Origin of the sequence: Actinoallomurus vinaceus (genome assembly GCF_039542055.1) — a bacterium.
Lineage (GTDB): Bacteria > Actinomycetota > Actinomycetes > Streptosporangiales > Streptosporangiaceae > Actinoallomurus > Actinoallomurus vinaceus.
This window is the reverse complement of sequence record NZ_BAABHK010000002.1, coordinates 466,246-489,534: the sequence shown is the minus strand read 5'-3', so window position 1 is coordinate 489,534 and position 23,289 is coordinate 466,246. Positions and strand designations below refer to the sequence as shown.

General features: G+C 69.6%; 15 protein-coding genes and 2 pseudogenes. 7 read left to right on the top strand and 10 right to left on the bottom strand.

What is annotated here, in order from left to right:
• Window positions 1-234 precede the first annotated feature (234 nt).
• Together ABEA24_RS08325 and ABEA24_RS08320 are read left to right on the top strand one after the other, a co-directional pair.
• The gene (locus tag ABEA24_RS08325) at window positions 235-999 is read left to right on the top strand and encodes a maleate cis-trans isomerase family protein (protein WP_345430086.1); all 765 of its coding nucleotides are present in this window, start codon (window positions 235-237) and stop codon (window positions 997-999) included.
• Between the two features lie 18 nt (window positions 1,000-1,017).
• Window positions 1,018-1,728 (top strand): GntR family transcriptional regulator, encoded by a 711-nt coding sequence (locus ABEA24_RS08320; RefSeq protein WP_345430085.1) that lies wholly within the window; start codon window positions 1,018-1,020, stop codon window positions 1,726-1,728.
• A gap of 96 nt (window positions 1,729-1,824) precedes the next feature.
• On the opposite strand, the gene ABEA24_RS08315 is transcribed toward ABEA24_RS08320, so the two are convergent.
• From ABEA24_RS08315 to ABEA24_RS08290, 6 genes are all read right to left on the bottom strand, one after another.
• Window positions 1,825-5,424 carry a discoidin domain-containing protein gene (locus ABEA24_RS08315; protein ID WP_345430084.1) on the bottom strand — a complete coding sequence of 1,200 codons (3,600 nt, stop codon included), beginning with the start codon at window positions 5,422-5,424 and terminating at the stop codon, window positions 1,825-1,827.
• 246 nt (window positions 5,425-5,670) lie between these two features.
• The gene (locus tag ABEA24_RS08310; RefSeq protein WP_345430083.1) at window positions 5,671-6,858 is read right to left on the bottom strand and encodes a glycoside hydrolase family 64 protein; all 1,188 of its coding nucleotides are present in this window, start codon (window positions 6,856-6,858) and stop codon (window positions 5,671-5,673) included.
• Between the two features lie 364 nt (window positions 6,859-7,222).
• A complete protein-coding gene (locus ABEA24_RS08305) occupies window positions 7,223-7,873 on the bottom strand; it encodes a Rieske (2Fe-2S) protein (protein ID WP_345430082.1) in 651 nt (216 codons plus the stop codon).
• Between the two features lie 3 nt (window positions 7,874-7,876).
• Window positions 7,877-8,479, bottom strand: a complete 603-nt coding sequence (locus tag ABEA24_RS08300; protein ID WP_345430081.1) for an RNA polymerase sigma factor — start codon at window positions 8,477-8,479, stop codon at window positions 7,877-7,879.
• Window positions 8,480-8,524: 45 nt separating this feature from the next.
• Entirely contained in the window at window positions 8,525-9,478 is a 954-nt protein-coding gene (locus ABEA24_RS08295) for a metallophosphoesterase family protein (protein ID WP_345430080.1), read from the bottom strand.
• Window positions 9,475-9,936 (bottom strand): plastocyanin/azurin family copper-binding protein, encoded by a 462-nt coding sequence (locus tag ABEA24_RS08290; RefSeq protein WP_345430079.1) that lies wholly within the window; start codon window positions 9,934-9,936, stop codon window positions 9,475-9,477. The genes ABEA24_RS08295 and ABEA24_RS08290 overlap by 4 nt, the downstream gene beginning before the upstream one ends.
• Window positions 9,937-10,206: 270 nt before the next feature.
• On the opposite strand from ABEA24_RS08290, the pseudogene ABEA24_RS08285 reads away from it, so the two are divergent.
• Window positions 10,207-10,380 (top strand): annotated as a pseudogene (locus ABEA24_RS08285) (DUF5999 family protein); the annotation flags it as partial.
• 44 nt (window positions 10,381-10,424) lie between these two features.
• Here ABEA24_RS08285 and ABEA24_RS08280 read toward each other — a convergent pair.
• The 3 genes from ABEA24_RS08280 to ABEA24_RS08270 are packed head-to-tail and all read right to left on the bottom strand — an operon-like array spanning window position 10,425 to window position 17,391.
• Window positions 10,425-13,010, bottom strand: coding sequence for an NACHT domain-containing protein (locus ABEA24_RS08280; RefSeq protein WP_345430078.1), 2,586 nt, complete (start codon window positions 13,008-13,010; stop codon window positions 10,425-10,427).
• Window positions 13,007-13,675 (bottom strand): hypothetical protein, encoded by a 669-nt coding sequence (locus ABEA24_RS08275; RefSeq protein ID WP_345430077.1) that lies wholly within the window; start codon window positions 13,673-13,675, stop codon window positions 13,007-13,009. The genes ABEA24_RS08280 and ABEA24_RS08275 overlap by 4 nt, the downstream gene beginning before the upstream one ends.
• A gap of 35 nt (window positions 13,676-13,710) precedes the next feature.
• The gene (locus ABEA24_RS08270) at window positions 13,711-17,391 is read right to left on the bottom strand and encodes an nSTAND1 domain-containing NTPase (RefSeq protein ID WP_345430076.1); all 3,681 of its coding nucleotides are present in this window, start codon (window positions 17,389-17,391) and stop codon (window positions 13,711-13,713) included.
• A 221-nt stretch (window positions 17,392-17,612) separates the two neighbouring features.
• Here ABEA24_RS08270 and ABEA24_RS08265 point away from each other — a divergent pair, with 221 nt between their 5' ends.
• Together ABEA24_RS08265 and ABEA24_RS08260 are read left to right on the top strand one after the other, a co-directional pair.
• On the top strand, window positions 17,613-18,590 hold the full coding sequence (locus ABEA24_RS08265; RefSeq protein WP_345430075.1) for a LysR family transcriptional regulator: 978 nt from the start codon (window positions 17,613-17,615) through the stop codon (window positions 18,588-18,590).
• Between the two features lie 148 nt (window positions 18,591-18,738).
• Window positions 18,739-19,992, top strand: a complete 1,254-nt coding sequence (locus ABEA24_RS08260) for an extracellular solute-binding protein (protein ID WP_345430074.1) — start codon at window positions 18,739-18,741, stop codon at window positions 19,990-19,992.
• Window positions 19,993-20,021: 29 nt separating this feature from the next.
• On the opposite strand, the pseudogene ABEA24_RS08255 reads toward ABEA24_RS08260, so the two are convergent.
• Window positions 20,022-21,225 (bottom strand): annotated as a pseudogene (locus ABEA24_RS08255) (RNA-guided endonuclease InsQ/TnpB family protein).
• A gap of 140 nt (window positions 21,226-21,365) precedes the next feature.
• Here ABEA24_RS08255 and ABEA24_RS08250 point away from each other — a divergent pair.
• Window positions 21,366-22,352 (top strand): carbohydrate ABC transporter permease, encoded by a 987-nt coding sequence (locus tag ABEA24_RS08250; protein WP_345430073.1) that lies wholly within the window; start codon window positions 21,366-21,368, stop codon window positions 22,350-22,352.
• Window positions 22,349-23,260, top strand: a complete 912-nt coding sequence (locus ABEA24_RS08245; RefSeq protein WP_345430072.1) for a carbohydrate ABC transporter permease — start codon at window positions 22,349-22,351, stop codon at window positions 23,258-23,260. The genes ABEA24_RS08250 and ABEA24_RS08245 overlap by 4 nt, the downstream gene beginning before the upstream one ends.
• Window positions 23,261-23,289: the final 29 nt, after the last annotated feature.

Genomic DNA, 23,289 nt, shown 5'->3' with positions numbered 1-23,289 from the left:
GTGCTGGGGGTCCCGCATGCCCGGGCGGGGAGTCGTCAGGGCATCCGAAAACGCCGCCTCGTCATGGTGTTGACACGCTAGGTACCCGTTCCTACTGTTGTCAACAATCTACAGATCGGCGTCGAGGCGGTTCGGCGCCGACCGCTTTCCTCGGCCAAGCTCGCGGCTTATTGCCGAATGTCAACAGGCTTCAAGGCGACTTAGACTGTCCCCCGTTCGAAAGGGCGCTGACGCATGACTGACCGGACCGCGACGGTGGGATTCCTCTACCCGGGATACTCCGCGGAGGACGACTACCCGCTGCTGGAGAGCAAGGTCGCGGGCGGGGTCCGGCTTCCCCTCGTGCACACGGACATCGGGGAGGACGCCCACCGTGTGGACGCTCTGCTGGAGATGGGGGCGATCCACCGGTTGGCCGACCGGGTGGGACGGCTCAGGGAGCACGACGTCGATGCGGTGGTGTGGGCCTGCACCAGCGCGAGTTTCATCTACGGATGGGACGGCGCCCGGCGGCAGATCGAGGAGCTCTCGCGGGTGAGCGGCCTGCCGGCGTCCAGCACTTCTTTCGCCTTCGCGCACGCGGTGCGGGCACTGGGCGTGCGCCGCCTCGCGGTGGCCGCCACCTATCCCGAGGATGTCGCGGCCTATTTCGTCCGCTTTCTCGAGGCCTCGGGCGCCGAGGTGATCCAGGTCTCCGGCCGGGGCATCATCACCGCGGCGGAGGTGGGCACGCTCGGGCGCGAGCAGGTGCTCGAACTGGCGTGCTCGAACGATCACCCGGACGCCGATGCCGTGCTTCTTCCCGATACCGCGCTGCACACCGCCGCATGGCTCGACGAACTGGAGGAGGCCGTCGGCAAGCCGGTCCTGACGGCGAATCAGGTCAGCGTGTGGGAAGGTCTTCGGCTGGCGGGCGACACCCGGCCGCGGAATGGGCTCGGTTCCCTTTTTCGAAGTACCCACATCACCGCTCCTGTGGGAATTGAGGAGCGGCCTTGACGAAGGAACGAACTCATCATGGCGGAATCGAGAACGCTGCGGCCGCTCAAACGAGAACCGGCGGTGACCATCATCGCGTCCCGGCTGACCGACGCGATCATGGACGGCACGCTTCCACCGGGCAGTCAGCTCGGTGAGGCGGAGCTGGCCGCGCAGCTCGGCGTCAGCCGCGGCCCGTTGCGCGAGGCCATGCAACGCCTCGTGCAACAGGGCATCGCCCGCAGTGTGCCCCACCGCGGCGTGTTCGTCATGAGCCTGGACGAGGACGATGTGCGCGACATCTACCTGGCCCGGACGGCCATCGAGTCCGCCGCCTGCCGCCTGGTGCTACAGCAGGATCCACAACGTACCGCCGACCGTTTGGCCACGGTGCACCGTGCCATGGCCACCGCTGCTCGCAACGGAGACCCGGCCGCCCTCAGCGCGGCCGACATGGAGCTGCACCAGGTGCTCGTCGAGGAGTCGGGCAGCGTCCGGCTGAAGCGGATGGCGGAGACGCTGTTCGTCGAGACCCGGATGTGCATGACCGCGCTGGCGGACGAATACCCGATGCCGGTGGAGATGGTCGAGGAGCACGCCGCGATCATCGAGGCCCTGCGCGCGGGCGACGAGGAGCGGCTGTACGCCCTGCTGGACGAGCACATGCAGGACGCCGTCCGCCGGCTGACCGGTCACGGCCAGATCACCGATCCGTCCGGAGCGATCGCGGCGGCCGACCGGACGGCCTGACGCGTACTGGCGCCAGGTGCTCACCCGGTTACCCGCGACCGCCGACACGAACGCGCCCCCGGCCGGGTCCAGGCCGGGGGCGCGATTCCGCTTCTGCTACGGCTGGACGTCGATGGTGAAGGTGGACGTCGTGTTCCTGATGTCGACGGCGTTGTCGCTCATCTTGAGGTTGTGGAAGGTCACCGAGCCGACCGCCGGGCCCTGGCCGGCCTCGGGCAACTCATTCGCCCAGAGACCGAACCCCGACTTGGCGTCGTAGGCGTCGCCGCTCTTGTGCGCACCCGTGATGGTGATGTTGGTGAGCACGGTGTCGGTGACCGGGTTCAGCGGCGCTCCGTTGACGTAGTCGGTCTGGAACATGATCCCTGAGTACGTCGGGTCGATGATGTCGACGTCACTGACCCGGATCGCCCGGAACTGCTTCGAGGCCGAGAACATCCAGATTCCGGGGAAGGTCTGCGCGCCCCAGAAGTGGCCGCCGGCCCGCACGATCGAGATGTTGCTGAAAGTCGTCTGGTCCGGTCCGAAGTCCTCCATCGGGTAGCCGAAGTCCAGCGAGCTGATCGTGATGCCGGAGTAGGTCAACGTGTCGGCGATGTAGATGTTCTTGACGGTGTTGTCCTGCCCGCCGTACACCGCGACGCCCGCCGCACGCCACGGCAGGATCGCCGTGAGGTTCTGGAAGACGTTGTTCTTCTCACCGGTGCCGCCGGAGTCGGTCGCGGCGAACAGCGCGAAGCTGTCGTCGCCGGTCGCGCGGGCCTCGTCGTTGGACACCAGGTTGTCCGAACTGCCGTTGGTCATGTTGATGCCGTCGGCGAAGGTGTCCCGGATCCGCGCGTTGGTGATCGTCATGTGGTCGGTGTTGTTGCCCCAGTACATGCAGACCATGTGCTCGACCCAGAGGTTGTCGATCGTGTCGTTCGCGACGTTCTGGAGGTCGAACACCTTGCCCGGCCCGTCGATCCGCGAGGTGTAGTTGCCGAAGTAGGCGAAGCCGGAGAAGGTCGAGCCGTTCGCGGTCGCGTCCGCCCGGATCCCGATGTCGGTGTTCTCCTGGCCGGTGGGCGCCTGGAATTGTGTGTACCAGGGACCGGCGCCGATCAACTTGATCGCCTTGCCGTACACCTGGAGCTTGCCGGACGTCTCGTACGTGCCTGCGGGCAGGTAAACGCCGACCAGGGTGGAGTCCTGCCGCACCTTGTCCAGCGCGTTCTGCACGTCCTGCTGGGTGAAGCCGGCCGGCACGGCGTACTTGGCCGGGTCGGGGTTGGCGATGGGGGAGACCTGCTCGGTGTTGATGAAGTCGATCGAGTAGTAGGCCGCCGTGTTGGCCGCGTCCTTCTGCAGCCTGATCTTGTGCCCGGCCGGTACGGTCGTGCCGAGCATGACGTGCGCCTCGTCGTAGATGTGCCGCGGCGAGGAGTCCGGCGAGTTGCCCGGGCCCGTCTCGCTGCCGTAGAGCCACGCGAAGTGCGAGGTCAGGTCGATGGTCTTGAGGAACGTCCCGTCGACGTAGACGTCCAGGGTCGAGTTGATCCCGCCGCCGCCCGACGCGTCGGGGATCGCGAACCGGGTCACGAGCGTGTTGGTGCTCGCCTTGGTGGTGAACTCCACGCTGCTGCCGGTGGTGGCCAGCTTCACCGCGCGGCGGCCGGACGCCTCACCGGCCAGGTCGCCGATCGTACGGTTCGGTCCGACGGTCGTCGCTCCGCCGGCCAGGGCGCCGTCCTCGGCCTCGTACGTGTCGTACGGCATGTTCGCGCCGCGTCCGACGAAGAACGGCGTGCTGCTGGTGTTGTTGGCCTGTTTGACCGGCAGCTCGTTCGTGTCGTTGGCCAGCACGACCTTGACGGTGTACTTGCCGTTCACCGCCGTCCACGATCCGAGGTCCACAGGGGCCGCGGTGGCGCCCGCAGCGATGGTCCCGCTGACCGAGCCGGTGAACGTCTTCACGGTCGCGTTGTTCGCGTCGAGGAGTGTGAGCGTGATGCCGTGTGAGCCGGAGCCGGAGGCCACGGTGCCCTGGTTCTTCACCGTGACGCTGAACGTCACGTTGTTGCCGCTCGCGGGGTTGCCGGGTGTCCAGGTCACCGACGACGCGATCAGGTCGGAGCTGGCGACCGGCGCCACCGTCAGTGACGTCGGGTTGGTGTAGGAGTTGTTGTCCTCGTTCAGCTCCAGGACGTCGTCGGCCTCGTCGACCTTCGCGCTGAGCTGGTAGGTCCCCGCGTCACGGGTCCCGGCGGACGCGGAGACCGTGGTCGAGGCCCCGGCCGCGAGGGCGCCAACGTCCGCGGTGCCGACCTTCTGTCCGGCCAGGTAGAAGTTGACGTTGGTCGGGTCGGACGCCGCCGTCCCGGTGTTCTTCACCGTCGCCGTGAGCGAGACGGCGTCGGTCTCGGTCGGCGACGCCGGGCTCCAGGACATGCCGCCGATCGTCAGGTCGGGCGCGGGGGCCGGGGTGCCGATGACCTGGAGTTCGGCGACCTGACCACCGGTGGCGCCGGAGTTGGCGGTGAACTTCAGCTGCACCTCGGCAGCCGTGGTGGTCACCGGGATCGTCACCGTATTGCCGGACGCCGGGTCGAAGGTGTACGTCTTGGCCGCGACGACGCTGGTGAAGTCGCCGGAGTGCTTCGGCCGGGCGAGTACCTCGATGGTCTGGGTGCGCCGGCTCCAGGCGGCGTCCGGGTTGAGCTTGACGACGACGGAGCTGATGTCGGCCTTCACCCGGAGGTTCACCGTGAGGGTGTCCGGGTAGCTGTTCGCGGCCGCCTCCCAGTACGTGCCCACGTTGTCGTCGTTCGCGTTCGTCTCCACGAAGTCGTAGATGTGGGACGAGGCCGTGATCGGCTTACCGGACGCGAGGTTGGTGCCGGTGCCGCCGCTGCCCGTACGGGTGACCGAGCCGCTGTCGGGTGACTGGTTGCCGGCGGCGTCCTTCGCCCGGACGAAGTAGGTGACGGTCACGGTGGTCGGCTGGGTGTCGGTGTAGGTCAGCACGTTCCCCGCGACGCTGCCGCGCAGTGCGCCGTTGGCGTACACGTCGTAGCCGGTCACGCCCACGTTGTCCGTGGCGGCGTTCCAGGTCAGCTTGATCTGACCCGCGCTGGGCTCGGTGTAGGCCAGGTTCGTCGGCGCGGTCGGCGGCTGCTGGTCGCCGGTGCTCGGCCCGTACACCTCGAACTCCGACACCTGCCCGGCCGGCCAGCCGGTGTTGGCGGTGATGTTCAGGCGCAGGTACCGCGTGACGACGGTGTTGAACCCGATGGTCACCGTGTTGTTGCTCGCGGGGTCGAACGTGTGCCCCGCCGAGCCGACGATGTCGGTGTAGTTCGTGCCGTTGGTGCTGCCCTGGATCGCGAAGGTCTCGGTCCGGGCGCCCCAGTTGGCGGTCGGCAGCTTCAGCACGACCTTGTCGGTGCTGACCGCCGCGCCGAGGTCCACCTGGATCCACTGCGGGAAGGCGTTGTTGGCGCTCTCCCAGTAGGTCGACTGGTTCCCGTCGTTGGCGTTGGCAGGGGTGTACACGTCGGTGTAGCTGCTGGCGGAGACGGTCTTTCCCGCCGCCAGGTTGGGGCCGTCCGCGGCGGACGCGGGCGATACCAACCCGAGGACGGCGGCTGCGGAGGTGAGGAGGCTGATGACAGCGCTTCCAGCGAGGAACCGCAGCCGTGCGTGCTTCGGTTTCATTGCGCCTCTCGTTTCGGACAGCGCCGACCCGGATCGCGGGCGGGCGCCTGGGCGGGGCCACATGCCAGCGAGGCATGTGGGGGGCACAACACCGAGGCTAAATTTCTTGACAATTCATTGCAAGAACGGAACAGGTAGATGAAATCGCGCTCAGGCGAAGGCGTCGAGGCCTGTGCGAGGCTCCAGTCCGGAGACCGACCGGGAAGGGCCGCCGCCGACCGTCCGGCGGCGACCTTCCCTATCGGCTCAGTCGAGCGGGTCCAGCGTCACGTATGCCGTGGTCGGGTTTGAATCGTTGACGAGCGACTCGAAGTTGCCCACGTCGTCGAAGGCGAACGCGTACGCCTTGCCGTCCTGCATCTGGGCGTGGATCTTGCGCGCGTAGTGGTTGGTCACCACGTCCGTGTAGAAGTCCGCGGCGTTGGTGTCCGGTTGGGTGGTGCTGGTGAGCAGCGTGCTGCGGTTGAAGCCCGCGCACAGCGTCCGGGAGATCGGGCCGCGGACCTGGTCGTTGGGCGCGTCGAGCAGCTTGTAGCAGCCGAAGATGCTGTCCGAATCGGGCTTCTGGAAGCTGGTGACGACCTGGCCGGCGCCGTTGGTGAAGTTCATGACGTTGCCGGAGACGCGGCCGTAGTACCGGACGCCGGGCTGGTCGGCGAACGGCTGCACGGTGAGGGTGGCCGAGCTGTACTTGGCCCAGACCCGGTTGACGTAGTCGTTCATCACGTCCGCCGGCAACGCGCCGGCGGCGATCCCGTGGCCGGGCGCTATGGCCCGAAGGATGTTGCCGCTCGGGTCGCGCTGGATCAGGTTGGCCCAGCCGCCGGGCTGTCCGGTGAGAGCGTTGAAGAAGCCGCGGTATCCGCCGGATTTGAGATGACCGGTGTTGCGCACCGTCCCGCTCGTGTTCTTGACACCGACGGCGTACGGCGCGGAGAACATGTCGACCTGCGTGCTGTTGATCCACAGGCCGGAGTCGTTCAGCGTGTACTCGCTCCAGTTGAACAGGATGTTGCGGTTCGGATCGGACGGGTTGTTGACGTCCGGCTGGACCAGCCCACCGGTCGTCACGAAGAACTTGAGCTTCTGGCCGTAGGAGAAGTACACGCGCCCGGAGAACTTGGGCAGCCGGATGGTGATCGACTGGCCGTTCGCGGGTCCGGGGATCGACGCGTCGGGCGCGGGCGTCGGCGGTGTACCGCCCGCCGGCCACGCATGGAACCCGCCACCGGCGTCCGCCCATCCCTGCTGACCGGTCGCCAGGTTGGTACCCAGCACGTAGAGGTAGACGGCGTCCGTCCGGCCGGACTTGTTCGCCACCTCCAGCGGAACGGTCGCGGCGGTGACGTTGGCCTCCGCCGCGGGCGCGACGGTCGTGATCGAGCCGCCTGCCACGACCATGGCTGCGATCAGCAGTCCATGCAGTTTGCGCATCCTCATGTCCCTCTTCTCTCTTCTGGAGAGCAGGTAGAAGCCGAACGGGCATGCGATCGCCGTCTCGCGGGCTGATGGCCTCCGCGGCCGACCTCAGCTGCGGTTCGTCTGTATACGATCGAACCTTTCCTCGCGAGAGCGCCTTCAGGATGGCTTCTTTACTATTTCCCGTCAATAGCAAAGTTAGTTTTCTGTTAACTCCTCTCGGGTGGCGGCCGAGCCTCGAACATCACGTTCGACAACATCGACATCGAGCGCCTGACCCACACGAACGAGAACGCCTGCACACCGTGGACGGCGTCAAGATCTACTGGGAGGTGGCGTACGCAAGGGCACTCGTCACCACGGTGACCGGCTCGGCGCCTCAGGCGGAGGAGACGTACACCTGGACGACGCCGCCCGCCTCGCGTACGGCCAGCCGGGGCAGAGCCGGAATCGGTGCCGGAAGCCGGTGATGGAGGACGGCGCCGTTGAGCGCGAAGAGCGCCTGGTGGCAGGGGCACCGCAGCCGTGCGCCGCCCTCCACGTGCAGACGGCACCCCTGGTGCGTGCACACACCGGAGACGGCGCGCAGCCGGCCGCCGTCTCGGGTCACGAAGCCGGTGGTGCTGCCGGCGTCGAAGGAGTGCACCGCGCCGTCCGGCAGGTCGGCCGCGGCGACCACCGGATGCCACCTGCCGCTGTCGGGGGTCATCGTCCCGTCGCTCGGCGGCGTCTCGCCGCCAGTGATCGCGCGATCGATCGTCACTCCCGCCACGGCGCCGACCCCGGCGAGCGCGCCGCCCAGGACCAGGCGGCGCCCGACCGGCATCGGTGCTCGCGCGACGTTGTCCGGCTCCGCAAGGCGACGGTGCAGGTCGGCGACGAACTCCTCGCGGGGCGCGTCCGATCCCGGACGCGCGGCACGCAGCTCGATGGCGAGGCGGAGCGCGTCGGCGTCCGCCTCCTCGACCGGGAAGGAACGCGGGCGGCGGCCCTTGAGCAGATCCTCGACGTAACGCCGTAGACCCTTCACGGGTCACCTCCCCATCCTGTCGTCCGAATGATCCTCCCGCACGACCTCGGCCGCGAGCCTGAGCGCACGGTGCTGCAGGACCTTCGCGTTGCCGACACTGACCCCCAGCTCCCGCGCCGCCTCACGGATCGTGTAGGACCGGAGGAACCGCAGCTCCAGGACACGCCGGTACCGATCGGGCAGTGCCGCCAGGATCCCGGCCACGCGTTCGGCCGAACGACCCGCCTCGGGCGGCCGGCCGAAGTCGGCCGCCACGCGTTCGATGTCGATGGCGGTGATCTCCTGCCCGAGCGTCCGGCGCCAGTGCGCGGCCAGCACCGAACGCGCGGTCGCCAGCAGGTACGCGCGGACCTCGCCCACACTGGCGGAGGTCCGCAGCGGGCGCAGCGCGGAGAGGAAGACCTCGGCGGTGAGGTCCTCGGCGTCCGGCCGGTTGCCGACCTTGGAGAACATCAACCGGTAGATCCGGTGAACGTTGTCCAGGTAGATGGCCTCCCACCCGGTGTAGGTCTCACCCTCCACCAGGCGGAGCGGCGTCCGGGGCTCAGGCGGAGTCTCGGCATCCGGCCCCGGGCGCTCGCGTCTGCCCGGGATCCAGCGGTTCATGACCAGCCCCCTTCACCATCTTCACATGGCGCTACGGCCGGGGTGTCATCCGAGCCTCTCGTCGCGGATCGCCAGGGCGTGCCGGCCCCGTACGTAACCGACCTCGCGGATGCCGAGGGCATGCCGCAACCGGCCGGCCGGAAGGGTGACCGGAGTGGGCGCCGGGCCGTCCCCGGGATGTGGCAGCGGGTAGGCGGTGGTCGTCGCGCTGTGGAAGGTGACGTTGCCCTCGGTCTTGGTGAACAGCTGGTGGATGTGGCCGTTGAGGCAGGTCACGGAAGCGAAGCGGCGCAGGAGACCCAGCGCCTGTACCGAGTCGTCGGTCGCCCATCCCCAGCTCGGGTACAGCGCGAACATCGGGATGTGACTGAACACGACGATCGGCGTGTCGCTCGACAGACCGGCCACGTCCTTGCGGATGAAGTCGAGCTGCTCGGTGCCGAGATGGCCGAGCTTGCTCATGTGCAGCGTGTTCACCAGCGCGATGAAGTGCATCCCCTTCATGTCGAAGCTGTACCAGCCCTCACCGCGGGTGCCGCTGCCGAAGGCCCGGCGGTACTTCTGGCCCGCGTCGTCGATGGAGTCGTGCTCGCCCGGCACCGTGAAGACGTGACCCGTCTTCAGCCCGGTCATCATCTGCTTGACCTGGTCGAACTGGCCCGGTGTGGCCAGGTGGGTCAGGTCCCCGGTGTGAATGACGAAGTCCGGCCGGTGCTCCAGCGCGTCGATCCGGTGCAGCGCGTCGGAGAACGAGTCGGCGACGTCGGTGTTCGCCGGTCCGTGGAAGCCGATGTGGCTGTCGCTGATCTGCGCGAACCGTAGCGTGGCGTCGGCGGGCAGGGCGTCGCTCGATCCGGCGACGCGGCTGACCACCTCACCCGCGGCGACCGCGAGGACGACCGCGCCGCCGAACCACGCGCTGTGCCGGAGCAGTTGGCGTCGGGTCATGCCGGCCGGGTCGTTCTGGTCTTCGGGCGGTGGAATGTTCGGCGCGTTCACGGCCGCACCACCACCGTTCCGCGCATGAACGGGTGGATCGTGCAGGAGTACGGGTAGCTGCCGGGCTTGGTGAAGGTGTACCGGAAGGTCTTCCCGGCTGTCAGCGGTGCGGAGCGGAACGAGCCGCCGTCGGCCGTCACCGTGTGCGGTTCCTCGTCCTTGTTCGTCCAGGTCACGGTGGTGCCGACCTTGACGGACGCCGACGCGGGCGTGAACGCGAAGCTCTTGATCGACACCGTGTTCGCGGCGACGGGAGCGCCTCGCGGCGCCGTTCCGGAGCCGCCGGCCATTCTCATCCCGGGCATCGAATCGGCGGGCGCGTTCGCCCGAGGGGCGGGCCGGGCCCCGGTCGAGGTGCTCGGCCCCCAGCCGCAGGCGGCCTGCACGGCCAGCCCGCCGATGGCCACGAGCGCCGCGGGCCGGCGTCGCCCGCGCGCGAAGTATGTGGAGAGGTTCATCTGTCGTCCCATCCGTTCCGCCTGGGCGGACGTCGTCGCGTATCCGCTGTTCGCGGACCTTCGACCACAGATAGGACCGGGGGTTACACCGTGATCTCCGTACGCCGCCCGTAACCTCCGCGCCTATCTCCTTTTGAAGACGGTCGCCGCCGGGCGACGCCCGACCCGGCCGCCGCTGCCGTCTCGGCCAGGGCCCTGGCGGCGGCACGTACTCGACAAGATCACCTTCATGCCGCGGACTCACGTCCACGGGTTTTCAGGAGATATGCCATGTGCTGCCATCGACCGCAATGTCCACCGGCCGACGCCGTCGACCGGGACGCCGCGCACACCGTCGCGTCCCATCCCGAGCAGGGATGGAGCCTGCTGTGCAACGGCGTGATCGTCTTCGACGACACGGGAGAGCTTCTGCCGGACGGCGGCGTCGTCCCGCCGCACCGTCCGACCGACGTCCCTCGCGGACCCGTACCCGGACCGCGGATCAGGTCTCAGTCGCCACCGGCGTCTCGGGGAGGGGTGAGGAAGTCCTGGAGCTCGCGGTGCCGAAACTGATAGGTGGCGCCGCTGACGCGGAGCAGCCGTGCCTCGCAGGCCCAGTCGAGAAAGGCCCAGAGCCGCAGTGGCAGCAGGCCACGTGCGGCCGCCACGATCAAACCGATCATGGCGCGGGACCAGGTGATCGCGCCGAAGGCCAGGCCGAACGCCACACCGCCGATCAGCGCACAGGCCAGCGACTCGACGACGCCGTTGTTCATGACGAACACGAGAATGGCCGCGACGCCGCCGGTGAGGCCGAAGGCCACCCCGATGATCGGGTTGCGGCGGAGCGCCTCGCGCGGGTGGGCCAGTTCCGCGTCCTTGCTCCACCCGCCCGTCGCGATTTCGAAGACGACCCCGAGCGCGAACGCCAGGGCGAAGGCGCCGATGCCCCCCACGACCAGGGGGAGCGGGCCCGCGCCGGCGAGCCGTAGCGGCGGCAGTCCGGTGAGCGCACCGCACAGGCCGAAGCCCAGGAGGGTGACGGGCTCCGCGCGGATCACCTCGGACACGGCCAGGTGCTCGGTCCGCGGCCGCCCGGCGGCGGTCAGCCCGATGAGCGCCCCGAACACCGAGCCCCCGGCCGCCCCCGAGGCGACGGCGAAGACCGGCCCGAAGACCCGGCCGTCCGTGAGCACGAGCCCGGCCAGTCCGCCGAGCACTCCCAGCGGGCCGCCCGCGAGAGCGCCGAGCAGCCCGCCGATCACCCGCCGTCGGCGGGGTACGTTGGCGCGCCCGCCGGCGGCGGCCGGCCACGGCGACAGCGACACGCCGACGGCGATGGCCACCCAGCCCGCCATGAGCGCCAGGGTGAGCCCCTCACCCGCGCCGATCCCGTGGCGGAGGCCGGAGTGACGATCGACGGCCGATCCCGCCCAGAACGCGAGCATGGCGGTGATCGCCAGTACCGCGCAGCACAGAGCGTGGAGCGCCCGGACCCGGCGCCGGCCGCCGATCGGCCACAGCAGGTGCGGAACGACGTCGATCGCCGTCAGGCCGGGCGGCGGCCGATCCGTCGCGGCGGCGCGGGCCGCCTGCCAGCGCAGGTGGCCGGCCAGGCGCATGAGCCATGCGCGCACCTGCGCGGGGTCGTACGGAGTGCCGTGCGCGGTGCGCGGAGTGAGCCCGGTCGCGGCCGGGACGTACGCATCGAGGAGACGCCGGCCTATCGCGGCCGCGGCTTCGCGGGGATCGGCGGCAGGGTCGACGCGCACCAGTTCGGCCGGGTCCGCGCCGGACTCCACGGCGGTCGCGGTCAGCGACAACCGCCACGGTGTGCGGAGGGCGGAGTGGACCGCCGTTCCCGATTCTCCGGACAGTGCCGCATGGATGTCGTCGCGGTACGGACGGCACGGATGGTCGTCCGGCCAGCGGGCGCGCAGGTACGCGCCGATCTGTTCGACGGTCAGGTCGCGCAGACGTATGCGGGCGGCGTCGTCGAGTCCGCATCGGGCTTCGACCAACTGGGCATGGCGGTCGGCCCGGCAGGTCACGACGACCGCCCCCGGCCGCCGGCCGGAGAGGTCGCTGTACCGGTTGAGCTCGCTCAGCAGCGCGATCGCCCGGCGGGGCGGGCCTGGGGACGGTTCGGGGTCCAGCTCGTCCAGCCCGTCCAGTACCGGCAGCACGCGGCGGTCCCGCACCAGCCGCGCCGCGTCGGTGGCAGCGAGCCCGAAGACCTGCATCAGCTGATCGCCCAGCCACCGCTCGAACGGGTTCCCCGGGGTCCATCGGGCGGCGTTCAGGCGTACCGGCACCATCGGCCGACCGCCGGGCCGCTCGCCGCCGTCCACGAAGGGCTCCACCAACTGCAGCACCAGTTCGATGGCGAGCACCGTCTTGCCCGCCCCTGATCCGCCCACGACCATCAGGCGCTGAGGGCGCAGGCCGCTGAAGAAAGGGCCGATCGAGTGCAGGCCGTCCCGTACTTCGTCGGCGGCGTCGTCGCGGACCGTACCGGCGTGCGGTTCGAAGGAGACCGGTGCGACGCTGTAGCCGCCGAGCAGCCCTTTACGTGCCCTGTCCTCCTCCCGGGCCACTCGCCGTGCGAGCAGTTCGAGGGCGTGGTCCGGTTCGGGACGAGCGGTGATGTCCCCCTGAGCCGTCGTGCCCGCCGCCTCGACGTCCGGCCTTCCGGGTTCGGGCGAGGCCTGTGCCGTGACCACCGGGGACGTCCCGGCCGCGTCGCCCGGTGGGGGCGACGCGGCCAGGGCGCTTCTGGCCGCCCGCCAGCGTTCGATCTCACCGGGGATCAGCTCGGCCGGATGGTCGCCGTAGCGCAGGCACGCGGTGACGAACGCCTTGACGAAGTCCCATCGCGGCAGCTTGTCGGCCTGCCGCAGGACATGGGAGGTCGTGCTCTTGGGCAGCGCGTCGACCATGGTCCCGTCCGGGGTCACCATGCTGCCGCCGAGTGATCGCAGCTTGCTCAGCGGCGGATCGCCCGCCCACTGCTTGAGCCGGATCAGGGACCGGACGAAGTCCTCCACGGTGTCGATACCGGCGGGATCCGGGGGACGCGGGCGGTCCGCGGTCACTGCCGGCCCGTCCTCACCAGCGACCATGCGAAGGCCGCCGCGCCGCGCCGGGGCCACCGGCGGTCCGGCACGGTGCCCGCCAGCGTCTGGACATGACGAGACTCCATCAGGAAGTTGCGTGCGTCGTCGGAGTCGACCAGCTCCCGGCCGACGGCGATGGGGACGAACCCATGCCGGGGAATGTAGACCCAACGGCCACGGTCCCAGTCATAGGGGTCGAACCAGTGGTGGCGGACCGTACCGGACACCTCCACGTTCGGGCCGGTCCGGGTGAGGATGAACGATCCCTGTGAGCGCAGCAGGCTCATTCTGCTGACGTAGAACAGCTCGGTGCCGATGAACGCGTTGATCCGGGCGTCCCAGTGGTCGTGGAGCCAGGTCGAGGCGCCGTCGGGCAAGCGCCTCGCCTCACGCGCGAGCTGGCGTTCGAAACGGCGCTGGTTCTTCCGCTCGGCCTCCTGGATCACTCTGAAGGAGCGCAGCCAGCGCGGCGACAGTGTCCTGGAGGCACCGGCGCCGTCCATGAAGTGCTGCAGGAAGTCGGACGCGATCGGATGGACGTCACGCCCGTCGTCGATGATCGAGCGGAACAACGCGGCCAGCTCCGGGGCGGACCGGCCGGTTCGCCGCCGGAAGCCGCGCAGGAACATTCTTGTCTTATCCATGCGGAGTCAGTGGGGGCTCATCCTCTGGGGCAGGGTCACGAACATGTCCGCCGATACGTCTCGTGCGGCGCGTAACGCTTCCACTCGGCGCGGGTGAGGGAGCGGCCGGCGATGGCGCACGCGGTGCTGACCGGATCGGCGGGCACGGCGACGTTCCACAGCCTCGCGGTCCCGTCGTCGCCCACCGATGTGAGGGTCGTGCCATCCGGGCCGTAGACGATGTCGGTCACGGCGTCGGCATGTCCGATCAGCGGAGGCCCGATCTGACGGTAGCTTTGCAGATCCCAGAGCCGCACGGTGTGATCCGTGGAACCCGTCGCGAGGACCTTGCGGTCCGGACTGAACGCGATCGTGGTGATCCGACCGGTATGACCGGTCAGGGCGGCCCCGACCAGGCGGTGGCCCGCCACGTCCCACAGCCGTACGGTGTCGTCGTCGGCCGCGATGGCCAGGAACCTGCCGTCGGGGCTGAACGTCATCGAGGCGAAGATCCCGCTGCTGGCGACGGGCACCGAGCCGCCGATCTGGCGGCGCGTGGCCACGTCGAAGAGCCGCACGCCGCGATCGAAGTCGGCGGCGGCAAGGGTGGTGCCGTCGCGGCTGATGGCCATCGCCACGATGACATCGCTGTGGGGAAGGCGGATCCGCGTCCCGATCTCGCGGCGGGCGGCGATATCCCAGAACGCCACTGAATCGTCCCGTTGGACGGCGAGGAACCTGCCGTCGGGGCTGAGTTGCCCGACACCGCTGCGCTTGTCCGCATAGACGGTGGAACCGACCTGACGTCCGCTCGCCACGTCCCATGTCCTTACGCCGCCGGGGCCGATGGTGGTGAGTGTGCGCCCGCCGGGGCCGAAGACGATGTGGTACGGGGGTCCGGCGTTCGCCGGGCCGTCCGTCGGCGTCAGCGGGCGGCCGACAGGACGTCGGGTGGCCACGTCCCAGAGGCGGACCGTCGGATCGTTCTTGCCGGCTCCGCCGATGGCGAGCGTTCTTCCATCCGGGCTCAGCGCGATGGCCGACCCTCCGGGCACGGTGCCGCCGATCTGCCAGTGGGCCACGGGCTCCCACAGCCGCACCACGCCGTCGTCGCCCGCGGCGGCGACGAGTCTCCCGTCAGGGCTGAACACCGCTCGCGAGAGGGAGAAACGGTTGTCGCCCAGCGCGCTGCCCACCTGCTGATGGTCGGCCACGTTCCAGAGGCGGGTGAGACCGTCGCCTCCGGCGGTGACGAGCCGCGTGCCATCCGGGCTGAAGGCGATCGCATGGAAGGGGGCCTTGCCGAGCCTGCCGCCGGCCGTCGTCAGGGCGGCACCGATCTGTCGATGAGCGGCCACGCTCCACAGCCGCGCGGTTCCGTCCGTGCCCGCGGTCGCGAGAGTCGCTCCGTCCGGGCTGAAGGCGACGTCATCGACCGCTTTCGCGTGTCTGAACGGGGCGCCGATCTGGTCGTGGGTCGCGGTGTCCCAGAGGCGGGCGGTCCCGTCCGCGCTCCCCGTGGCCAGGCGCTTTCCGTCGGGGCTGAACACCACCGCGTTGACGTTGGTGTCCCCGCCCGACCCGGCACGGCCCAGGTCTCCGCCGCGCGGACGCCGGGCGGCCACGTCCCACAGCCGGACGGTGCCCTGGAAGCCCGCGGTCGCCAGAGTCCTCCCGTCCGGGGCGAACGCGATCGCCGACACCACGCCCCGGTCGCGCAGCGGACCGCCCACCGGCTGGTGGGTGGACACGTCCCAGAACCGGACGGTCCGCACGCACGCCGAAGCCAGCGTCCGCCCATCGGGACTGAGGGCCGCTCGCACGGTCGAGGCGAAGCACTCCTGCTGGGGCGGGACGATCGGGGCTCCAAGTTGCCGATGCGAGGCCGTGTCCCAAAGGCGAACGGCCCCGTCCGCGCGCCCGGTGACGACGACCCTGCCGTCGCGACTGAACGCCAGTGTCGTGATGGACGACGTGCCCCCGACGAGGGTCCCGCGATCCGCGCTCGCCGCAGCGATCAGCAGACGGTAGCGGGCCTCCGTGGTGGGAGCGACCCGCCACGCCCCGATGGCCAGCAGCGCGGAGGTGACCGGGTCGCCGACGACCTCGCTCTGCGCGGCCATCTGGCGGGAGACCGCCAGGTCGCGTTGGTGATCCGCCTCGTCCGCCACGCTGACGGCGGTGCCGGCGGCGATGAGGGCGAAGACCGTCAGCACCGCGAGACCGGCCATCACGAGACGGCGGCGGCGGACCGTTCGCCGCGCCTCCCGCGCCGATGCCGCGACGAATCCCTCCACCGTGGGACCGGGCGGCGGAAAGCTGTCGGGATCGCGTTCCCAACGGGGCCGGCTGTCCTGGACGGACAGCAACCGCGCGCCCCGGTAGAGGAAGGCGGGATCGCCGTGGTGATCGGCCCACTCCGTGGCGTCGTCGATGAGCCCGTCGTACACCGCCTGAGCGGTCAGATCGGGGGCGAGCCACTGACGGAGCGCCGGCCAGGCGGACAGCAGCGCGTCATGCGCGATCTCGACGGCGTCCTCGTACAGCGTGATCAGCCGCCGGTCGGCGAACGCCGAGAGCAGCGCCTCGATCCGCTGTCGCCGCTCCGCCGAGTCCGCGGACGCGGCGGCATGGATCTCGGCCAGCGTCACCTTGCGCCGCGCCACGCGGCCGCCCGCGGTGATCAAGGTCATCCGCCGGAACAGTTTGAGCGCGGTCCTGCGGTCCTCCGCCGGCAGCCGCTCGAGGACCTCGTCGGCCGTACGCCGGATGGAGTCGCGGATCCGGCCGGACTCCTCATACCCCCGGACGGTCAGCCGGCCGTTCTCCCGCCTCTCCCAAATGTTGCGCAGGGCCTGCGAGAGCAGGGGCAGGGCTCCGGCCTCGTACCGCTCGCCGGCGGCCCGGTCGGCGCGCAGCTCGCCCAGGATGGTCTCGACCAGGCCGGACTCGATCTCCAGGCCCACGGCGGCCGCGGGCCCGGTGATGGCCAGCCGCAGATCTTCCTCCGTCATCGGCTCGACGATGACCTGGCCGTCCTGGATGGCCTCGGCGAACTGCGGGTAGGCCGCGCACCGGTCCCAGTAGTCCGCGCGCACACCGATGATCACTCCGGCGCGCGCCGGGCCCTCGGCCAGGGCATGCAGAGCCCCGACGTACGCCTGGCGCTCTCGCTCGTCGGTGACCAGGGTGAACAGTTCCTCGAACTGATCGATCACCAGTACGGGCCGGCCATCCGGTGGGAGGTCTCCGGACAGGGCCTCCCACGGATCGTCCCGCAGCCGTTCGTGCACCGTTTCGCGGTCCCCGCCGAGCGCCTCCGCCCAGCCCTCGGCCAACGCGCGCAACGGGTGGGCCGTGGGCGTCACGAGCAGGACCGGAGAAGGCTGCGACGCGACCGCCGGCAGCATGCCTTTGGCCAGCGCCGGGATGAGCCCGGCCCGCAGGAGCGACGACTTGCCGACACCGGAGGCACCCGAGACCAGCAGGATGGTTCCCCGCTCCGTCAGACGCGGCCCCAGGCGCTCGAGGACGCCGCGCGTCGCACGCGCGCGTCCGAAGAAGAAATCGGCTCCCTCCGCGTCGAACGGCGCCAGGCCCTGGTACGGGCAGAAATCGTCGGCGGCGGCGGTCGGCGACGGGGGACCGTGATGACGCGGAGGACGGACTCCTGCGGGCATCCCCGACCGCACCGGTGCCCGCGGCCGGCGGTGGCCGCGGTGGTCCCCTTGAGGCATGGCGCTCATTCTGGCCAATTGCCGCGGTATCGACCAATCGCGGCGGCGCCGGTCGATCCGGCGGCCGCCGGCGACGATCCGCAGGCCACCTGGGCCAGGGGTGGATTCGCGACGCTTGGGAGAGCGTCCGATTCCGTGCGCTTCCGTCCGAGCGATGGCTTGAACGGCTGGAACGCCCCTTGTATGTACCTGTCGGTCGGCCATTCTTTCCGGGGGAGATCATGGAACTGCGGGACGTCGAGACGTTCCTGGTGCTTTCGGAGGAATTGCACTTCGGCCGGACGGCCCGGCGTCTGCACGTCACACAGGGCCGGGTCAGCCAGATGATTCAGGCACTCGAGCGCGAGATCGGCGGGAGGCTGTTCGAGCGCACGAGCCGGCAGGTACGGCTGACGGCCCTCGGCCGGCACTTCCACACCGACGCGGGCGCCGGACACCGGACGCTGATGCGGAGCCTTCGGGAATGCCAGGCCATGGCCCGCCACAGTCTCGGTCGGCTGCGCATCGGCTACGCGGCGACGATCGGTGCGGAACTGGCCGTCGGCGCGGCGGACGCCTTCGAGGTCGGTCATCCCGAATACGAGGTGAGCCTGACCGCGATCAGGATGTTCCGGCCGGATCTGGCCCTGGCCCGCACCGAGGCCGACGTCGTCCTGGCGTGGTCCCCCGGCGGTGACGGCGCCGCCCTGCGGAAGCTGGGGCTGGAGGTCGGGCCGGTGCTCGCCGAGGTGCCTCGCGGACTTCTGGTTCCGGCCGGCCACTCGCTCGCCGCCCGCCGTGAGGTCGGTCTGGAGGACCTGACCGACTACGAGCTGCTGTGGCCGCCCGCGGACACCGCCACGCCAGAGCTCTGCGACCTGTGGGTTCCGCGGTTCGCCCCCTCCGGCCGGCCCCTCCGGCGCGCCGCCGACGATCTGGTCACCATGACCGGCGCGGCAGAGCTCGTCGAGGACGACGTGATCACGCTCGTCGCACGTGGCCGTGGACTGCACTGCACGGTGATCACGCTGCTGGAGCATCTGCCCTTCCCCGGCCTGACCGTCATTCCGATCAGCGACATGCCTCCGATGGTCGTCGTCCCGGCATGGCCGGCCGGCGGCGAGAACGCCGCCATCCGGGACTTCGCCGACTCCCTCGCCGGCTTCCGGAGCCGTCGCCACGACCGGCCGCCAGTGGCGGCGATCGGTGGCCGGCCCTGAACGACGCGGCGGCCTGTTCGTCCGGTGAAAGCGGATGAAAGGCCATTGCGGGTTGATCGTCCGATTGTTGTGCTTTTCGCAGCCCGGCGAAGTCCTCCGTCCGTGACCGTCCCGTCACGGACGGATTCCAGAGGATCGGAGACCCGGTATGCGAAGGACCCTGGCCGCCTGCGCCGCCCTGCTCGCCGTCCTCGGCGCGGGCTGCGCGACCAGCGGCACGTCCGGTCAGAAGCAGGCCGACCAGAACGCCCCGGCCACGCTCACCTACTGGTCGACCGGAGGCGACGACGACACCGCCATCTTCCAGGGGGCGGCCGACCTCTACCACCGGTCGCATCCCCGGGTGACGATCAGGGTCCAGACGCTGACCTGGGACGACGCGTACGCCAAGATCCTGGCCGCGGTGACCGCTCGCAATGGACCGGACATCATCTCCGGCGGCATGACGTGGGGCATCCAGTTCGGCCGCAGAGGCGGCATGGTCGACCTGCGCAAGTACGGGATCGACGCGCTCAAGGCGCAGGCGCATCCGGCCCAGTGGAAGTCGGCCGTCTCGCCCGACGGGACCATCTACGGCGTTCCGCTCGACATGTCCACCGAGCTTCTCTACTACCGCACCGACCTGCTGAAGAAGGCGAAGGTGGCCGCGCCGCCGAAGACCTGGGAGGAGCTGACCGCCGACATCGGCCGGCTCAAGGCGGCCGGGGTCACGCGGCCGTTCAGCATCGACTGGGGCAACCTCGACTGGATCGGCTACTTCAACTTCCTCTACCAGGCGGGCGGCTCCTTCTACACGCCGGACTGCAAGCCCGCGTTGGAGACGCCGCAGGCGCGCCGGGCCCTGGACTTCTGGGTCGGCCTCTACCGGACGTACGGCGCGCCGACCGCGAACATCAGCGGCGAGAACGCCCTGGAGACCGGGACCGCGATGACGTACGCCGGGAACTGGATCGGCAACACGATCACCGCCTCCAAGCCGAGGTTGAAGGGCCGGTGGGCGGTGACGACGATCCCGGCGGGGCCGACGAGTCCGACGGCGTTCATCGGCGGGCGCGCGATCGGCGTGATGTCGTCCAGTAAGCACGTCGCGCAGACGGTCGACTTCATCAAATTCCTCTACACCGATCAGGCGATCGAGACGATGGCCGGCGTCGCCAAGGGCCGCGGTGTGCCCTACATCCCGCCCCGGCCCGACCGGCTGGACCGGGTGGATCTGACCCCCGGCGAGCGCACGGCCATCGCCGAGGCGTTCAAGACCGGCGTCGCCGCGCCCGGCTGCCCGGGCTGGGACGAGAGCGCGCCGGAGGTGGGCAAGCAGCTGCAGGCGGCCATCCTCGGCAAGACCGATGCGGGGACGGCGCTACAGCGCAGCGCACAGGTGATGCAGCGGAACGCGGGTTGACTTCCTTCCCCTCGTGAACGAGGGGATTCCTACAGCTCGCGCAGTAGAGCTTCCTGCTTCAGCGCCGACAGCCCCGTCCGGGAGGACTCCCAGTTGAGGTCTTACATCGGCTCCACAGGCCGACACCGCCAGCCCGGCGGCCAAAAGGTTCTTCGCCGCGTTCACATCGCGGTCATGGGTGATATCGCAGGCGCACGTCCACTCCCGGACGCCCAGCGGCATCGCCGGTTGCAGGGTGCCGCAAGCCGAACACAGCTTGGAGGAGGGGAACCAGCGGTCCGCCACGATCACGTGCCGCCCGTACCAGGCGGCCTTGTACTCCAGCATGCTGCGGAACTCGCGCCATGCGGCATCGGAGATCGCCCGGGACAGGCTGCGGTTCTTCAGCATGTTCCGGACGGTGAGGTCCTCGATCACGATCGTTTGGTTTTCACGAACGAGCCGAGTCGTCAGTTTGTGCAACAGATCCCGGCGCCGGTCGGCGATCCGGGCATGGATACGGGCCACCTTCCGACGTGCCTTAGCCCGGTTGGCTCCATCACCGGGGGCCTTGCGGGAAAGTTCCCGCTGCGCCCGGGCCAGGCGCTTGCGGTCTTTGCGTTCGTGGCGGGGGTTGGTGACCTTCTCGCCAGTGGACAAGGTGAGCAGGTGATCCAAGCCCGCATCCACGCCGACCGCAACATCCGTCGCTGGCAGCGGATTCACACTGGGGTCCTCCACCAGCAACGAGACGAACCACCGCCCCGCCGCATCCTGGGAGACGGTCACGGTCGAGGGCTCCGCGCCATCCGGCAATGGCCTCGACCAGGCGATGGCCAGCGGCTCGATCATCTTCGCGAGAGTGAGCCGACCGTCGCGGAATCGGAACGCGCTGCGGGTGTACTCCGCCGACTTCCTGCTCCTCTTCTTTGCTTTGAAGCGCGGGTACTTCGCCCGCTTGGCGAAGAAGTTGTTGAACGCCGTCTGCAGGTGGCGCAACGCCTGCTGCAGCGGCACGCAGGAAACCTCGTTGAGGTAGGCCAGTTCCTCGGTCTTCTTCCAGGCCGTCAACAACGCGGAGGTGGCGTTGAAGTCAATCCGTTCACCCCGGGTGTGCCAGGCATCGGCGCGGGCCGTGAGCGCCATGTTGTAGACCTTCCGCACGCACCCGAACGTCCGCGCAAGCTCGGCGGCCTGCTGCGGGGTCGGGTAGAAGCGGTACTTGAACGCCCGCTTCACACGTCTGGTCGGCATGGCGCGAAAGCTAACAGCGAACTGCGAGCAGCCGCAGGCGGACGACCAGTCGTCCTCACAATTCGCCTTCGCCCGCCTTATGTGACAGAAGTGCGATTCACCCCCGCCCTGAACGAGCGGGTTCTCCTCGGAGGCCTCTGATGACAGGCGGCGCAGCGGACACCTCCGGCGAGGTCGGAGGCCGTCCGGCCGGGAGAACGGCGAAGGCGGGCGCGGGTGAGCAGCGCGATGCGCGGGCGCGCGTGCGGCGTGGCGCCGTGTCGTACGTGATGCTGCTGCCGTTCGCCGCGCTGTTCGTCGCGTTCCTGCTGTGGCCGCTCGCCAACTCGCTGTACCTCAGCCTGACCGACTTCGACGGGATCAACGCCCCGCGGTTCACCGGGCTCGGGAACTTCCGCCGGATGCTGCACGACGACCGGTTCCGGCACGCCCTGGCCAACACCGCGCTGTACGTGGTCGCGACGGTCGTGCTCACGACGGTGCTGTCGCTGGCGATCGCGCTGGCCTTCCGGGGTTCGGCCTGGCGGGACCGCGTGATGCGGACGATCTTCTTCCTGCCGTCGGTCACCTCCACGATCGCGATCATGCTGATCTGGAAGTGGATCTTCGATCCGAACGACTTCGGGCTGGCCAACACGGTCATCGGCTGGTTCGGCCACGGGCCGGTCCAGTGGCTGGCGACCCCCGGCCTGAGCGTGCCGATCCTCGTGCTGATGGCGGTCTGGGGCGGCATGGGCTACGGGATGGTCATCTTCGTGGCCGGCCTGAACGCCATTCCCGAGGAGTACTACGAGGCCGCCCGGATCGACGGGGCGTCCACGTGGCAGCAGTTCCGCCGGATCACCCTTCCGCTGCTGCGCCCGGTGACGACGTACGTCGTCGTGACCTCGCTGATCGGCGCCTTCCAGGTGTTCGAGGCGGTTTACATCGTCTACCGCACACAGGCCAACACCATCGGCGGCGTCCTGGACTCGGCGCTGATGATCGTGCCGTACCTGTACGACATGGGGTTCACCCACTTCCAGCTCGGCTACGCCTCGGCGATCGCCTGGGTGCTGTTCGCCGTCATCTTCGGGATCAGCCTGGTCAACCTGCGCGCCGGCCGGGCGCTGGAGGAGATTCGATGACCGCCGTGGGAGCCACCGGCCGCCGCCGGGACGTACGGGGACAACTGCTGCGGCTGCCGTTCTACCTGCTCGCGCTGACGATGATCATGCCGTTCTACTGGATGCTGATCACCGTCTTCAAACCGTTCTCCGAGGTGACCCGCCAGCCGCCCTCCTTCGTGCCGGAGCATCCGACGTTCGACTCCTTCTACGACCCGGCCTGGACACCCCACCGGACCTCGGCCGCGCACACCAACGGGCTGTTCCAGCGCTTCCCGCAGGTGTCGCTCGGGTTCTGGCGCTTCCTGATCAACAGCCTGCTCATCACGACGACGATCACGGTCGGCTCGCTCCTGATCTGCTCCCTGGCCGCCTACGTCATCGCCAAGCACCGGATCCGCGGCAGGCGGGTGATCTTCCTCGTGATCGTCGCGTCGATGATGGTGCCGTGGCAGACGACCCTGGTGCCGAACTACGTGATCGTCCGCAACCTCGGCTGGCTCGACACCTACCAGGGGTACATCGTGCCCGCGCTGGCCAAGGCGTTCGTCGTGTTCTTCCTCGTGCAGTACCTGCACGCGATCCCCGACGAGCTGATCCACGCCGCCCGCGTCGACGGCGCGGGGGAGTGGCGGATCTGGTGGCGGATCGTGCTGCCGTTGCTCCGGCCGGCCCTCGCCGCCATGTCGATCCTTATCGTGCTGGCGGAGTGGAACAACTTCCTGTGGCCGCTGATCATCGTGCAGAGCGACCGGATGGCGAACGTCCCGGTCGCGCTGGCCCGGATGAACTCCTACTACGTCGGCGCGCAGAGCGAGGGCGCGATCATGGCAGGGGCCCTGCTGGCGTCGCTGCCGACGATCGTCTTCTTCCTGGCCTTCCAGCGGCACTTCACCCGCGGGATCGTCCTGTCAGGCATGAAGGGCTGAGCCGCGGGCGCGGAATCCATGTGCGTGAG

Excerpts from the sequence above, each read along its gene's own strand:
- ABEA24_RS08245 (WP_345430072.1), top strand. The coding sequence starts at position 22,349 with ATGACCGCCGTGGGAGCCACCGGCCGCCGCCGGGACGTACGGGGACAA.
- ABEA24_RS08325 (WP_345430086.1), top strand. The coding sequence starts at position 235 with ATGACTGACCGGACCGCGACGGTGGGATTCCTCTACCCGGGATACTCC.
- ABEA24_RS08250 (WP_345430073.1), top strand. The coding sequence starts at position 21,366 with ATGACAGGCGGCGCAGCGGACACCTCCGGCGAGGTCGGAGGCCGTCCG.
- ABEA24_RS08265 (WP_345430075.1), top strand. The coding sequence starts at position 17,613 with ATGGAACTGCGGGACGTCGAGACGTTCCTGGTGCTTTCGGAGGAATTG.
- ABEA24_RS08260 (WP_345430074.1), top strand. The coding sequence starts at position 18,739 with ATGCGAAGGACCCTGGCCGCCTGCGCCGCCCTGCTCGCCGTCCTCGGC.
- ABEA24_RS08320 (WP_345430085.1), top strand. The coding sequence starts at position 1,018 with ATGGCGGAATCGAGAACGCTGCGGCCGCTCAAACGAGAACCGGCGGTG.
- ABEA24_RS08270 (WP_345430076.1), bottom strand. The coding sequence starts at position 17,391 with ATGCCTCAAGGGGACCACCGCGGCCACCGCCGGCCGCGGGCACCGGTG.
- ABEA24_RS08290 (WP_345430079.1), bottom strand. The coding sequence starts at position 9,936 with ATGAACCTCTCCACATACTTCGCGCGCGGGCGACGCCGGCCCGCGGCG.
- ABEA24_RS08310 (WP_345430083.1), bottom strand. The coding sequence starts at position 6,858 with ATGCGCAAACTGCATGGACTGCTGATCGCAGCCATGGTCGTGGCAGGC.
- ABEA24_RS08275 (WP_345430077.1), bottom strand. The coding sequence starts at position 13,675 with ATGGATAAGACAAGAATGTTCCTGCGCGGCTTCCGGCGGCGAACCGGC.
- ABEA24_RS08315 (WP_345430084.1), bottom strand. The coding sequence starts at position 5,424 with ATGAAACCGAAGCACGCACGGCTGCGGTTCCTCGCTGGAAGCGCTGTC.
- ABEA24_RS08300 (WP_345430081.1), bottom strand. The coding sequence starts at position 8,479 with ATGAACCGCTGGATCCCGGGCAGACGCGAGCGCCCGGGGCCGGATGCC.